General features: G+C 43.0%; 14 protein-coding genes. 10 read left to right on the plus strand and 4 right to left on the minus strand.

Annotated features, from left to right (window positions below):
* Positions 1-59 precede the first annotated feature (59 nt).
* The 3 genes from AC59IL_RS28910 (at position 60) to AC59IL_RS28920 (ending at position 4092) form a co-directional block, all read left to right on the plus strand.
* Complete coding sequence (locus AC59IL_RS28910; RefSeq protein WP_496555713.1) at positions 60-1949, plus strand: glycoside hydrolase family 3 protein; 1890 nt, start codon at positions 60-62, stop codon at positions 1947-1949.
* A gap of 105 nt (positions 1950-2054) precedes the next feature.
* On the plus strand, positions 2055-3065 hold the full coding sequence (locus tag AC59IL_RS28915; RefSeq protein WP_496555714.1) for an alpha/beta hydrolase: 1011 nt from the start codon (positions 2055-2057) through the stop codon (positions 3063-3065).
* 4 nt (positions 3066-3069) lie between these two features.
* Positions 3070-4092, plus strand: a complete 1023-nt coding sequence (locus AC59IL_RS28920) for a pectinesterase family protein (protein ID WP_496555715.1) — start codon at positions 3070-3072, stop codon at positions 4090-4092.
* Between the two features lie 54 nt (positions 4093-4146).
* Here the strand turns inward: AC59IL_RS28920 and AC59IL_RS28925 are convergent, their stop codons facing one another.
* A complete protein-coding gene (locus tag AC59IL_RS28925) occupies positions 4147-4545 on the minus strand; it encodes a winged helix-turn-helix transcriptional regulator (RefSeq protein WP_496555716.1) in 399 nt (132 codons plus the stop codon).
* Positions 4546-4590: 45 nt separating this feature from the next.
* On the opposite strand from AC59IL_RS28925, the gene AC59IL_RS28930 reads away from it, so the two are divergent.
* The gene (locus AC59IL_RS28930) at positions 4591-5058 is read left to right on the plus strand and encodes a DUF3291 domain-containing protein (RefSeq protein WP_496555717.1); all 468 of its coding nucleotides are present in this window, start codon (positions 4591-4593) and stop codon (positions 5056-5058) included.
* A gap of 11 nt (positions 5059-5069) precedes the next feature.
* On the opposite strand, the gene tsaA is transcribed toward AC59IL_RS28930, so the two are convergent.
* A complete protein-coding gene (gene tsaA / locus AC59IL_RS28935; protein ID WP_496555718.1) occupies positions 5070-5489 on the minus strand; it encodes a tRNA (N6-threonylcarbamoyladenosine(37)-N6)-methyltransferase TrmO in 420 nt (139 codons plus the stop codon).
* Positions 5490-5712: 223 nt separating this feature from the next.
* On the opposite strand from tsaA, the gene AC59IL_RS28940 reads away from it, so the two are divergent.
* From AC59IL_RS28940 to AC59IL_RS28950, 3 genes are all read left to right on the plus strand, one after another.
* Positions 5713-6183: a VOC family protein gene (locus AC59IL_RS28940; protein ID WP_496555719.1), complete on the plus strand. Its 471-nt coding sequence runs from the start codon at positions 5713-5715 to the stop codon at positions 6181-6183.
* 183 nt (positions 6184-6366) lie between these two features.
* The gene (locus AC59IL_RS28945) at positions 6367-6606 is read left to right on the plus strand and encodes a hypothetical protein (protein WP_496555720.1); all 240 of its coding nucleotides are present in this window, start codon (positions 6367-6369) and stop codon (positions 6604-6606) included.
* Between the two features lie 834 nt (positions 6607-7440).
* Positions 7441-7833, plus strand: coding sequence for a response regulator (locus AC59IL_RS28950; protein WP_496555721.1), 393 nt, complete (start codon positions 7441-7443; stop codon positions 7831-7833).
* Between the two features lie 24 nt (positions 7834-7857).
* Here AC59IL_RS28950 and AC59IL_RS28955 read toward each other — a convergent pair whose 3' ends face one another.
* Entirely contained in the window at positions 7858-8379 is a 522-nt protein-coding gene (locus AC59IL_RS28955; protein WP_496555722.1) for a GNAT family N-acetyltransferase, read from the minus strand.
* 106 nt (positions 8380-8485) lie between these two features.
* Positions 8486-9223 (minus strand): hypothetical protein, encoded by a 738-nt coding sequence (locus AC59IL_RS28960; protein ID WP_496555723.1) that lies wholly within the window; start codon positions 9221-9223, stop codon positions 8486-8488.
* 352 nt (positions 9224-9575) lie between these two features.
* Between AC59IL_RS28960 and AC59IL_RS28965 the strand changes: the two genes are divergently transcribed.
* From AC59IL_RS28965 to accC, 3 genes are all read left to right on the plus strand, one after another.
* Complete coding sequence (locus tag AC59IL_RS28965; protein WP_496555724.1) at positions 9576-11696, plus strand: zinc-dependent metalloprotease; 2121 nt, start codon at positions 9576-9578, stop codon at positions 11694-11696.
* A gap of 151 nt (positions 11697-11847) precedes the next feature.
* On the plus strand, positions 11848-12339 hold the full coding sequence (locus AC59IL_RS28970) for an acyl-CoA carboxylase biotin carboxyl carrier protein subunit (RefSeq protein ID WP_496555725.1): 492 nt from the start codon (positions 11848-11850) through the stop codon (positions 12337-12339).
* Positions 12340-12487: 148 nt separating this feature from the next.
* A complete protein-coding gene (accC, locus tag AC59IL_RS28975) occupies positions 12488-13957 on the plus strand; it encodes an acetyl-CoA carboxylase biotin carboxylase subunit (RefSeq protein WP_496555726.1) in 1470 nt (489 codons plus the stop codon).
* Positions 13958-14005: the final 48 nt, after the last annotated feature.

Consider the following 14005-nt stretch of genomic DNA (forward strand, 5'->3'; position numbering starts at 1 on the left):
TTCACAATTTACGGTGTATTAATTACATTGTGTCACACTAACACAATGACGATATGCTTATGCCCTCAAAGCTACTTGTAGCCGCTGCCGGCCTTTTGCTGCTGGCTACAACCGGAATACTATCATGGAAAAAATTATCGCCCAACAATCATTTTACGTACCGCGACCTGAATAAAAACGGCAGGCTGGATGTTTATGAAGACAGCCACCAGCCGGTAGAAGCAAGGGTAAATGATTTGCTGAAGCAAATGACGCTTCCCGAAAAAGCGGGTCTTATGTTCATTAACGGAGCGAGAGTAAACGAAGACGGAAGTATTGAAGACAAGCCCGCCACAGGCATGTTTGCATTTGCACCCAATGGCCTGAAGCTGATGAAGGAAAACAATATGAACCACTTTAATTTGTGGGCCATTCCTTCGGCTACTTCTCTGGCAAAATGGTATAACACCATGCAACACTTTGCCGAAGATTCAACCCGCCTTGGTATTCCTATCACCATCGCTTCGGACCCGCGCAACCATTTCAGCAATAATATTTTTGCCATGGCAGCCAATTCGTTTTCACAATGGTGCGAGCCATTAGGACTGGCGGCCATCGGTGATGAAAAACTAACGAGGCAGTTTGCCGATATTTCGCGACAGGAATACCTGGCTACCGGTATTCGCGAATCGCTTCATCCGCAAATTGATCTGGCCACAGAGCCCCGCTGGCCCCGTATAAGTGGCACGTTTGGCGAAGATGCCCAATTATCGGCCCGCATGGCAAAAGCCTACATATTGGGCTATCAGGGCGAAAAGCTGGGCCCCAACAGCGTGGCTACGATGACCAAACATTTTCCGGGTGGCGGCCCGCAAAAAGAAGGGCTCGACCCGCATTTCCCATTTCAAAAAGGACAGGTATATCCCGGCAATAATTTCAATTATCACTTAATTCCTTTCGAAGCTGCCTTTGCTGTGCACACCGCCGCTATTATGCCTTACTATGGTGTGCCAATGGGTCAAACCAGTGAGGATGTTGGCTTTTCGTATAACAAAGACATCATTACAGGTCTTTTGCGAAATAAATATCACTACGATGGCGTGGTATGTACCGACTGGGGACTGGTTACGGATGCCCATCTCGGTGATGTGGTTTGGCCGGCGCGCGCCTGGGGCGTTGAAAAGTTATCAGCAAAAGAAAGAGTTAAAAAGATCATCGATGCAGGTGTTGATCAGTTTGGAGGCGAAAACTGTCCTGAACTGATTGTTGCCCTTGTTAAAGAAGGTAGTTTAAAAGAAAGTCGCATCGATGAAAGTGTAAAAAGATTGTTGCGGCAGAAATTCGAGCTCGGGCTGTTCGATAATCCGTTCATCGATGAATCGAAAGTAACACAGGTATTGGGCAAACCCGAATTTGTAAAAGCTGCCGAAGCATCGCAACGCAGGTCGATGACCCTGCTGAAAAACGACAATAAAACCTTACCGTTAAAGCAAGGTGGCTTAAAAATATATGTCAGGAATATTGATGCAAAAGTAGCCGCCCAATATGCAACCGTAGTGAATGACCCGAAGGATGCAGACATTGCCATACTGCGGTTGAGCACGCCTAATTACCCGGTTGAAACGCCCATCTTCATTGCCAAATTATTCCATCACGGCGATCTTGATTTTAAAGGAACGCAAAAAGACAGTATTCTTCAACTGATGAATACAGTGCCTACCATCGTTGATATTTATCTCGACCGGCCGGCAGTTATACCCGAAATCAATGCAAAGGCCAAAGCCTTGCTGGCCGATTTCGGCGCCAGCGATGCCGCCGTGCTGGATATAATTTTCGGGAAATACAAACCAGGCGGGCATCTTCCCATTGAATTGCCTTCGTCGATGGAAGCCGTAAGGGCCCAAAAAGAAGATGTGCCGTACGATTCAAAAGATCCGTTATACAAATTCGGGTATGGACTAAGCTATTAAACTTTGTTACCGGTTTATCAGAATGTTTAACTATTTTACTTACGCCGGAAAAATGTAGAATTATACATTTGTAAGTAAAATAGTTATTCCCGTTTAACAAAAGCTATGATAGCAGGTTGCTTTGCCCGGATATTTAATTCAACCAAATGCCGGTTGCTGTTCTTCTGTTGGCTGTTTACTGCAAACGGCTTTGCTCAGTCTACAGCCAGCATCACTCATATAACCGATACTTCGTATACTACCTGGAGCGCCTATATCAGCACCCATAAAACTCACCCCAACATTAAAATAGTACCCGAATTCCGGCTTAAATCAGTAGCCGAAAAAAGAAATATACCCTATTGTACTATTGCCGAACGGAAATTGTTGACAGACGCTTTTTATCCTGTTCAGCCCAGATCAAAAAAACGTACAGCCATCATATTTATCCATGGCGGCGGATGGCGTTCGGGCAATCGCACGCAACATTACCCGCTGGCGCAACGGCTCGCAGGTATGGGCTATGTTTGTTTTACCCCCGAATACCGGTTGTCGACCGAAGCTTTGTATCCTGCCGCTGTGCATGATCTTAAAGGGATGTTGAAATGGGTATACAACCATGCAAAGTCATTTAATATCGATACATCAAAAATTGTGGTGGCAGGCTTTTCGGCCGGCGGTGAACTGGCTGCTTTTTTGGGAACTACCGTTGGAAATGCAGCATTTGAAGACAGCCTGTGTAACGCGATACAACCGGTACCCATTCGCGCTGTAGTGGATATCGACGGAACGCTTTCTTTTGTTCATGCTGAATCGGGAGAGGGCGACGACAGCAAAAGAACCTCTGCCGCTACTTATTGGTTTGGTTATCCTAAAAAAGATAATATGGCTTTATGGGAACAGGCTTCACCCCTTACTCATGCAGGTAACCAAACGCCTGCTACTTTATTTATCAATAGCAGTGTAAACCGGATGCATGCAGGCCGCGAAGATTATATCGCTATCCTGAACAAATATCACATTTATACCGAAGTAAAAACTTTTTCAGAAGCGCCTCATTCTTTTTGTTTGTTCGATCCCTGGTTTGAACCGACGTTGCAATACATCGATGATTTTTTAAAAAGAGTAGTTAAATAAACGTATGAAATATTTGTTGTTGTTTTTAAGTGTACCCATTACCGGCATAACCACGTTGCAGGCGCAAACTGCCAATCCGCAACAATATAAATATATTTTTACGGTAGCCAAAGATGGCACCGGCGATTACCAGTATATACAGGATGCCATCGATGCCATGCGCGTTTTTCCGCTGGCGCCTATCACACTGTATATAAAGAATGGAGTGTATAACGAAAAAATTGAATTGCCTGCCACAAAAACCGATGTGACTTTTATTGGTGAAAGTGTTGATAAAACCATCATTGTATTCAACGATTATTCGGGCAGGGGCAAACTGAATACTTTCAATTCGTACACAGCAAAAATTGCCGGTAACCGGTTCAGGGCCGAAAATATTACGTTCGCCAATTCGGCCGGTGCGGTAGGACAGGCGGTAGCGCTTCATGTTGAATCGGACCAGGCGACATTTGTTAACTGTAAGTTTTTAGGCAACCAGGATACAATTTATGCCGGCGGCGAAACATCGCGCCAGCTATTTGTAAACTGCTATATCGAAGGAACAACCGATTTTATTTTTGGACCAGCCACCGCTGTTTTTCAGAACTGTGAAATACGCAGCAAAATCAATTCATTTATAACAGCAGCCAGCACTACCCAGGGCAAGAAATTCGGTTTTGTTTTTATCGATTGCAAACTCACCGCCGATACAGGTGCAACCAAAGTATATCTTGGCCGTCCGTGGCGAAGCTGGTCGAAAGTTGTATTTATTCGTTGCAACATGGGGAAACATATTAGCCCTGAAGGCTGGGATAACTGGAATAATGCCGCGAATGAGCAAACAGCCTATTATGCCGAATATAAAAATACAGGCGAAGGCGCCGCTATTGCCAACCGTGTAAAATGGAGCCACCAACTTACTGATAAAGAAACAGCTTCTTACACTTTATCAACCATCTTTTCGAACGAAGGCGCCGCATTACCCGTGAATGCAAAATGGTATCAGGAGTTGGGGACGCGTACTTTTGAATGGCCGGCGAAGAAATAACTGGCATCGTTTACATTACAATACGAAATGCATCCTTCAGCAAGTTATAATACATTACGACATTGTAATGGCTACCATTTCCTGAATAGATAACACATTTTTTATATTGTTCAATCCCCAGTCTTGCAAATGCTCTAATAGCGGCAGTAAAGAAGCGCCTTTTTCCGATAAACTATATTCTACCCGTTGCATTTTTTTGTCGCACTGGCAGCGAACAATTAAGGCATCGTTTTCCAATTCTTTTAAATGTTCTGAAAGCATTTTCCTGCTTATGTTTGGAATGATCCTGTACAGTTCATTGTAACGCATTGATTTTTTGGCCAGGTAACAGAGTATACAGGGCTTCCATTTGGTAGCAAACAATTTTAAGGTGGCAATTACCGAGCATTGGTGCAGCGGTATTTCGCTTGTTGATTTTTTAGCCGGTAACCTTTTCGTTACTTGTTGTTTCATGTTTTTGCATCAGTTATTTTCGTACCGTTAAATTTAAACAGTAAAATGGAATTACAATTAGCTCAGGTAAACATAGCCAAAATGCTGGCGCCCATCGACAGCCCGGTAATGGCCGAATTTGTTGCCAACTTAGACCGTATCAATACATTGGCCGAAAGCAGTGATGGATTTGTATGGCGGCTTAAGGATGATACCAACAATGCCACGTCGATAAAAGTGTACGACGATGATTTTATTATTGTGAATATGTCGGTATGGCAACATGCCGAAGCCCTGTTTCAATATGTTTATCAATCAGCACATGTTGAAATTTTTAAAAGGCGCAAAGAATGGTTCGAAAAAATGACCGACATGCATATGGTATTATGGTATGTTCCTGCAGGCCATCAGCCTACAGTGCATGAAGCTGTTGAAAAATTGAATTACCTGCGAAAAAACGGCGAAACACCCCAGGCATTTACTTTCAAAAAAAGATTTACCGCCGAAGAGGCCGCTTCTTACCAGGTGAAATAAACTGAAAATTATTACGCATCCTGCGAAGCAGGCAGCACCGGTTTTATATCCACTACCGGCGTTCCGTTTATCGCCTCAATGGGACCAACTTTTAATTTGTTACCATTTATCTGCAACACTTTTACGCGGTGCAGGCCAAGCGGATTGGGTCTGTCGGGCGACCGGGTAGCAAATACACCGGTTAACGGGTTGTTCAAATTACCCCGCGGATGCACTTTTAACACATCGCGTTTTGATTGATGAAACCAGGTGATAATTATAATATCATCACCTTCGGCCAATCCCTCTGTTGCATCCATTGCAGCACTGTCAATTTCAACCCATGCATCAGGCGCGCCTTCATATCCCTGCCTGGGTGCCTGTTCACGACTGGTAATGGTTGATTGAATAAATCCAACCGGCTTCAGGTAATAATTATTTGTATCAGACATATTTTTTACCTCCTTAACAAAAATACAGCGTGAACCCTGATTTAATCATTTTCAATAAACCAGCTTTCACAACTAATTGAACTGGTTTATTAAGATTTCTGCACAACACAAATTGTCGCAAACAGCCCTTTTTCTGTCATTTCCTCCCCCCTTCGGTTTTATGTAAGCCCGGTACTTTTGTTATGTCGGTTGAATCATTCAAATCACTCAAAAATCAACACATATGCAAAAGATCACGCCTTTCTTATGGTTTAATAATAATGCCGAGGAAGCAGTAAACTTTTATACTTCTGTTTTCAAAAACTCCCGCATTCTTAATATTGCCCGTTACGGCGATGCCGGGCCCGGGCCAAAAGGTTCAGTTATGACCGTAAGCTTTGAGTTGAACGGACAGCAGTTCGTTGCATTGAACGGAGGTCCGCACTTTACTTTTAACGAAGCCATTTCGTTTGTGGTAAATTGTGATACCCAGCAGGAGATAGATGAGTACTGGAACATACTTTCTGAAGGAGGTCAAACAAGTGTGTGTGGCTGGCTGAAAGATAAATTTGGTTTATCGTGGCAAATCTATCCCCCCATTTTAGGCGAATTGCTAAGCAGGGACCCCAAAAAATCGGGCAAGGTAATGGAGGCCATGATGATGATGACGAAGATAGAAATCGCCCTCTTACAAAAAGCGTATGACGAAGCCTGATGCGTATTTTTACGAACACCAATAGGTGCTGCGTTTATTGTTAAATGTAGAAGTGATTCCACATTTTAAAAAAGTCTCTTCTACACTTTAAAAAATGCAGAGGGAGCGCCTTAACAAAGCACATCAGGGTAAACTATTAGTAGGGATAAATATTATTACAATCGTAGCAAACTGGTTTGTTATTTGCGCCCCTTTCGCATATTATTTATGCGTTACCAGCAGCTTGAACTGCAATCATTAATTGAATTGCTGGCAGAGGAAACCCAGCTTTACACAAGGGCTTTTATCGGTGGCCGAACCACAGAAGCAGCCTGGCATAAGGCAACGATAGATGCCCTTGTTGAAGAGATCAAACGCCGTAAAAACGAGTCGCATACAGGCTTACAGGTCTCTTCGGATGATGCTACAGAGACATCACGATAAGCATGTTTCCCTGCACATTAAGATAGTAAGCATTACAGTAAGCGCCTGCAGAAATGGATTTTATAAATTCTCTTTTGCAGGCCTTTTCTTTTTTTAACGTGGCTGTTACACCCCGTTATTTGTGGTGGTATATAAATTGTACTGATTTTTAAAATATTATGTACTGTGTGAATTGATTATGTATGAATAAGCGTACAACCGAATATTTTAAAATACTGCACCGGCAGTATATGATCGAGGTGAAAAAATTCCTGAAAGCTTTAAAGGAAAATGCTCCGCGGAATGAGCTTCTGGCTATAAGAACAAATGTCAAAAAACTCCTTACAGAGATCCGCCAACATCCCATATCGAACAATGCAAACAAGTAGTAATCAATTGATCAGCATCAAACGCAGTTGCCTCCCTCATCGCCATCAGATATACGATTAGCTGTAAGTAATATTATGTACCCCAAAAATGGTATTTTACTAATTTTGTTATTGAATGCTAATGCTTTATAGTATAAAAAACCCAAAAAAGTGTTTTTATTGTATATGAAATGAATCTCATCCTCGCTTCAACCTTTCCTTTCTTCAACCTTTCCTCACATCAACCTACCTTTCCTTAACCTATCCGTTCTTCAACCTTTCCTCGCTTCAACCTTTCCTTTCATAAACCAGAAAAACAGGTGGCCCAAAATTTTCATTATACAGCTGGTTTATTCCTGATCATGTTCATGGGGCCGTTGGGTTAGAAATACCGGTAAGTGGATATCCCGGAATGAATCGAAATTTTACTCAGCCGGCGTGCTGAGGAAAATACATTATTAATACCCAAATCATTAGTTCTGAATCTATGGAACAACAAACTTCTTTTACTATTGCATTGGTAGACGATCATGCCTTACTGCGTAAGGCAGTAAATTTCAGATTAACCAGAATGGGCTATAAAGTAATTTTGGAAGCCGAAAACGGAAAAGACTTTCTTGACAAATTAGAAGCCTCTCCCTCGCCCGATTTATGTTTGCTCGACATAAACATGCCCGTTATGAACGGCTTTGAAACCGCGGAGCGGTTAAAACAAAAATGGCCATCAATAAAGATCCTTTTCTTTTCTATGCAAAACGGTAGTGTATACGTTAACAAAGCGAGGGAAATCGGCGCTGACGGCTATATTTGTAAAGACGCTTCTTCAGAAGAATTTAACAAAGCCCTCTACGACGTACTACAACATCAACAGGTTGCGTAACCATCAAAGTTTGTTATACATCATCTAACGGTTTTGCCCCTTAGGCATTATCAGCCATTCAAAATAAACATGCGGAACTGTTTTATAAATGATGCGCCCCTTTTCGGCAAATCCGCATTTATGATAAAATTCACAGGCACCGGCTGCGCCTTCATAGGCATCGAGTCGAATGGAATCGCCACCCCAGGCTGCCGCCATTGATTTGGCCCTTTCAATAAGCAGGCGTCCTATTCCTATACGCTGATGACCGGGATGCACCGCCATATCAACCAAATAAACCGGGTGCTTCACAGGGGTAAAATAATCAGGATCTATAACCCAGGGCCTTGAAGTGGTAAGCCTGAGCGTTCCCACTACTTCAGTGCCTCGCTTTGCGATCAATATTTTCGCCCGTCCCATTCCATTCAATACCCCTTTTTCGGTGGCAACAGAACTCCAGTGACCTTGCCCATGTTTGGCTGTAAGGTCGCGGGCGGCCTGGCTGATCACTTCTGCAATAGCGGCGGCATTTTCTGTTGTTGCGATTGTTATTGATACAATATCCACCTGATAAAAATACGCAATCGGGTTGAAATCAGATACCTTTTACAACATATGAAAACACAGGGTATCATTTCACATGAACCCTGTGTTTTGTGTGCGTTAGCTTACTTTACAGTACGATCACAATACCTGCATTAAGGCCAATGGGGTTACCGGTGCTTTTAGCGGTATACGTACCAGATCCGGTGGTAATCAAACCGCCATCATATTTATATGTGTAATCCGATTTGCTTTCATAGGTGCTGTACTGGTGTGTAAACGAAACGCTGAGATCGAGCCCTACATGGGGATTGAACATTTTGGTGATGCCCACATTTACACCCGCACTCCAATTAAAAGAACCAGGCGCCGAACTTTCACTAATATAGTTATACGAAGTGGCCGGCGTGCTGCCATTATACCTGAACTTATTGGTGGTTTTTGTAATGCCCGAACCAACTGCGCCCGACACCTGTACATAAGGCCATACCGCCGATTTTGCATCGCCAAAATAAAACCGCGCCCAGGGCCCGATGCCATAATCGATATAATTGCTTTTATAGTTGCTGGCATTACCTGAATTAGATTCGGAACTACTGGTAGAATACCCTACATCGATCGAAGCACCTATTACTATATTTTCATTTACAAACCATCCGGCATTGGGATATATGGCAATATTAAAACCCTTTGAATCAGACGAGCTGTTTGAAGATGGTGTTGTATATTCATAATTGCTGGTACCGGTGCGGTAAGTAGCAGAACCAATATTAGCCCCTATCATTTTACTGCCGGCTTTGCGTTGCGCCATAGTTGTACTGCCGGTTACTAATAGTAATGCTGTAATAAGAAACGTACCCTTTTTCATAATTGAAAGTTTTAAATGAATGTTTCCACTACATCAACTGTAATAAATTGTTGTTACCCCCATTTGAGTAAAGGAGATAATGCTTTAAGATTTTTTTAAGATTTGAAGCGAAGGAATGAGAGCCGGATAAAATGACAGGCAATTTTACAATCAGCGCCTATGCCTGACACTTCGGGTTAATGCGCTGGTTTTGACGGTTGATGTAAAGAAAAAAGGTTTGGTATCCAAACTAAAAAATACGTGTTTACGGCAACGATCATCTAAGTAAAAAATTATGTAAACATAAATATCGTAGGGAACGCACAATAAATAGCATATATAATGCATATGTTAAGATTGTAATCCGTATCACATGCTAAAAAGACCCTTTTACTTATTAACCGTATTAACTTGTTTTGCTGCCCAACTCTCTTTTGCGCAACCCATCTGTGGTTTCGATGCGTCGCATGAAAAACAAATGAACACCGACCCGGAATACCGGAAACGTGTTATTGAAAATGAAGCGCGCATTCAGACCATTATCAAAGAACAGGAAAGTCGTAAAGCAGGGGCCCGTGTATCGGGAACACTGGCAACTTTGTATACAATACCTGTTGTAGTACATGTTATGCATACCGGTGGCGCTATCGGCACCACTTATAACCCCACCGATGCACAGATCACCGGAGCCATCGATTACCTGAACAATGTATATAATGGAACCTACACGGGGACCTCAGGGGTAGGCGATCTTCAGATACAATTTGCCCTGGCTACCCGCGACACCCTTTGTAATGCCACTACCGGTATCGAAAGAATTAGCATGAGCGGCAATGCAGCTTATGTTAGCAATGGCGTTAACGTTAACGGAAGCAGCGGCGTTAGCGAAACAGTGGTGAAAAATACCAGCCGGTGGAACCCTTCAAGCTATTACAACATTTGGGTGGTAAATAAAATCGATGGCGCCGATGGCACCAGCGGACAGTTTATTGCCGGCTTTGCTTACCTCGCAGGAGCTTCACCAACCCTCGACGGTACTATTATGCTTGCCACTCAATTTATAAGCGGACAAAAAACGCTGCCCCATGAAATAGGCCATGCACTTTCGTTATACCACCCTTTTCAGGGATCATCAGATGTAACTGTTTGCCCAGCAAACAGTGTTTGTTCTACTGACGGGGATAAAGTTTGCGATACCGATCCCATATCCTACAATCAAACAGGAGGTGTAGTAAATTTCACCCCAAGGTCAGGCACCAATACCTGTACAGGTACTGCCTATACGGCCAGTACTGAAAATAATTACATGAACTATACCAGCGTTTATAACCAGTTTACATCAGGACAAAAAACAAGAATGCTGGCCGCCATGACCATTCCTTCACGGGCAAGTTTATCCACTTCCTGGGCGAATTCATCATCCTACCCATCAGTTACGTTTACCTCACCTGCAAGTGCCTGCAACGTTTCAAGTACAAATGCGAATGGTGCTTTAGGATTGTTGGGTATTTCGATTGGCTCAAGAAGTCTTTCATCAGGGACTTCATCGCAGGACGGAGGATATGTTGATAAAACAGGAGATTGCGCCTCGTTAATTTATCTGAATGCAGGCGGCACCTATACATTTTCGGCAAGCGTGCTGGGAGCGAACAATGAGCAGGTGGGCGCCTGGTTAGATTATAACAACGACGGTTCCTTTAGTGCTTCGGAACAAATTCTTACCACCGTGAATAATATTGCAAGCGCAGGAGGTACCTATCCTTACCCAAGCGTATCCCAATCTTTTACCATTCCTGTCGGCGCCCAAACAGGGACTATATTACGGTTGCGGGTAATTGAAGAAGCAAGCACTATATATGCAAATGCGGTTTCCATTAGCTCAGGCTGTGTACATCCTTATTATGGCCAGGCCGAAGATTACCCGGTTTACATAGCTGCTGCCACACTGCCGGTTGTGCTGAATTATTTTAAAGGCGATATGTTCGGCAATGTTATACGGCTTTCATGGAAAACTTCAACCGAAAACAATACCGAAATTTTTGATCTTGAAAGATCGTATAACGGAACCGATTACACCTCTATCAGTAAAACAACGGCATCAGGTAATTCGCCAGGTTCTACTTATACCTACGACGACAATACCTATACCGGTTCTGTAATGTATTACCGGCTGAAACAGGTTGACAAAAACGGTCAATTTAAATACAGTGATATTGTAACCATTAAAAAAGAAACGTCATCAGACCGGATGGTGATTATAAACAACAATCCGTTCAGGGAAAAACTCAGCATCAGTATCGCTACAACCGATCCATCGAAAGTGCAGATAAATATAACTGATGTTACCGGCAAACTGATGTACACAAAATCAATAAACAAATTGCCCGGTTCAGTAATTGTTGTACCGGAAACCCGCAACATGAGTGCCGGCGTTTATATGATTCAGGTAAATATTAATGGTAAGATCGTTACCAAAAAAGTGATTAAACAGTAAGAGGATTTTTTAATAAATAACAAGGCAGTAGATTTTTGTTTGCTCATTCAAAAATCTACTGCCTTTTTTGTTTTTGTAACCACATTTTATTCAATTCCCACCGTTTCAGGTTTTACTGTTCTAATTATTTAAATTACAGGAAATTCTGTCAATGCCAGCTAATGACAAAACCTGTAAAGTAGTCGCAAACGGGTTCGAATTCTTTTTTACCGAAACCGATCTGCAGGCGGCAGACCTCATTAAAATTTCCCCGAACGAATTCAATTGTATAAAAGATAACCGCAGTGTAAATGTAAAACTGATTGCTACCGATACTACAGGCAAGAATCTGCAGATCGAAGTAGACGGTGAAGTGTTCAACATTGCCATTAAAGATGAACTCGATCAGTTGCTCGATCAGATGGGGCTTAGTTCCGCTACCGGCAAACAGGTAAAAGAAATAAAAGCGCCCATGCCCGGCCTGGTGCTGGAGATTTCAGTAACCGACGGACAGGAACTAAAAGAAGGCGACAGGATCTTAATTCTCGAAGCCATGAAAATGGAAAACAGCATTATTATTCATGCCGACGCAAAAATTAAAAAAGTAGCAGTAAAGGCCGGTCAGGCAGTGGAGAAAGGACAGGTGCTGGTTGAGCTGGAATAAAAAAATAAAAGGTTGTAACAATATAGCAGCAGAGATGCAGAGGACTTATTAATTATCTGTTGCCGGATGCCGGGAACCGGAAACAGGTAACAGGTAACTGGTAACCGGTAACTGATCACGTTTCTGCAGGTAAAATTAAAAGAGCAATATGCAAAAAATTGTTGTTGCCAATCGCGGTGAAATAGCTTTGCGGATCATGCGCACATTAAACAGAATGGGTATACGAACAGTAGCCGTATATTCTGAAGCCGACCGTCATGCGCCGCATGTATTGTATGCCGACGAAGCTGTTTGCATTGGCCCGCCACCTTCGAATCAGAGTTATCTGAATGCCGATAAAATCATCGAGGTAGCCAAAAAATTACAGGCAGATGCCATACACCCCGGCTATGGTTTTTTAAGCGAGAACGCCACCTTTGCCCAAAAAGCCGAAGCAGCAGGTATTACTTTTATTGGTCCCGATGCCAATGCCATCAGCATCATGGGTTCAAAGCTGGCAGCCAAAGCATGCGCCAAAAAATATAATATTCCCATGGTGCCCGGTATTGATACGGCTATCACCGATATCAAAACCGCCAAAGAAGTTGCCGCTAAAATAGGATACCCCGTACTCATCAAAGCATCGGCAGGCGGTGGCGGCAAAGGCATGCGCATTGCCGAAAAAGAAACCGACCTCAACGAACAAATGCAACGCGCCACCAGCGAGGCCTTGTCGGCCTTTGGCGACGGATCGGTTTTTCTGGAGAAATATGTTACCTCACCGCGTCACATCGAAATACAGGTACTGGCCGATAATTATGGCAACACGGTTCATTTGTTCGAACGCGAATGCAGTATTCAGCGGCGGCATCAGAAGGTGGTGGAAGAATCGCCTTCTTCTATATTAACACCCGAGCTGCGAAAAAAAATGGGTGAAGCGGCTGTGATGGTAGCCAAATCGTGCAATTACCGAAGCGCCGGCACAGTAGAATTTCTGGTAGATGACAAGCTTAATTTTTATTTTCTCGAAATGAACACCAGGTTGCAGGTTGAACATCCTGTAACCGAAATGATCACAGGCATCGACCTGGTAGAAGAGCAAATTCGAATAGCGAGGGGTGAAAAGCTTCGGTTCACGCAAAATGATTTGCATATCAATGGCCACGCCATTGAATTAAGGGTGTATGCCGAAGATCCGCTGAATGATTTTTTACCATCTACAGGTACACTTACCAGATATGAAAAGCCACAGGGCGAAGGCATACGGGTTGATGATGGATATGCACAGGGGCTTGATATTCCGGTTTACTACGACCCTATGATTGCCAAACTGATTGTCCACGGCAACAACAGAACAGAAGCCATTCAGAAACTGAAAACAGCGATCAAAGAATATTCAATCGAAGGCGTTTCCACTACCTTACCCTTCGGCACCTTTGTATTGGATCACGAAGCTTTTGTATCAGGCAACTTTGATACACAGTTTGTACAAAAATATTATACACCCGAAAAGTTGCTGACGCAGGAAAAAAGCAGGGCCGAAATAGCAGCGATAGTGGCGTTGAAATACTGGATCGAAAAACAAAAAGGAATAAAACCGGTTGAAAGCGTCCCAACTAATTGGATAAAACGAAAATGAATAATGTTCGCGAAGGTGTTAAGCAGTTTATAGTTTGAGGTTTATAGT

Source organism: Niastella sp. sgz303648 (genome assembly GCF_059587045.1).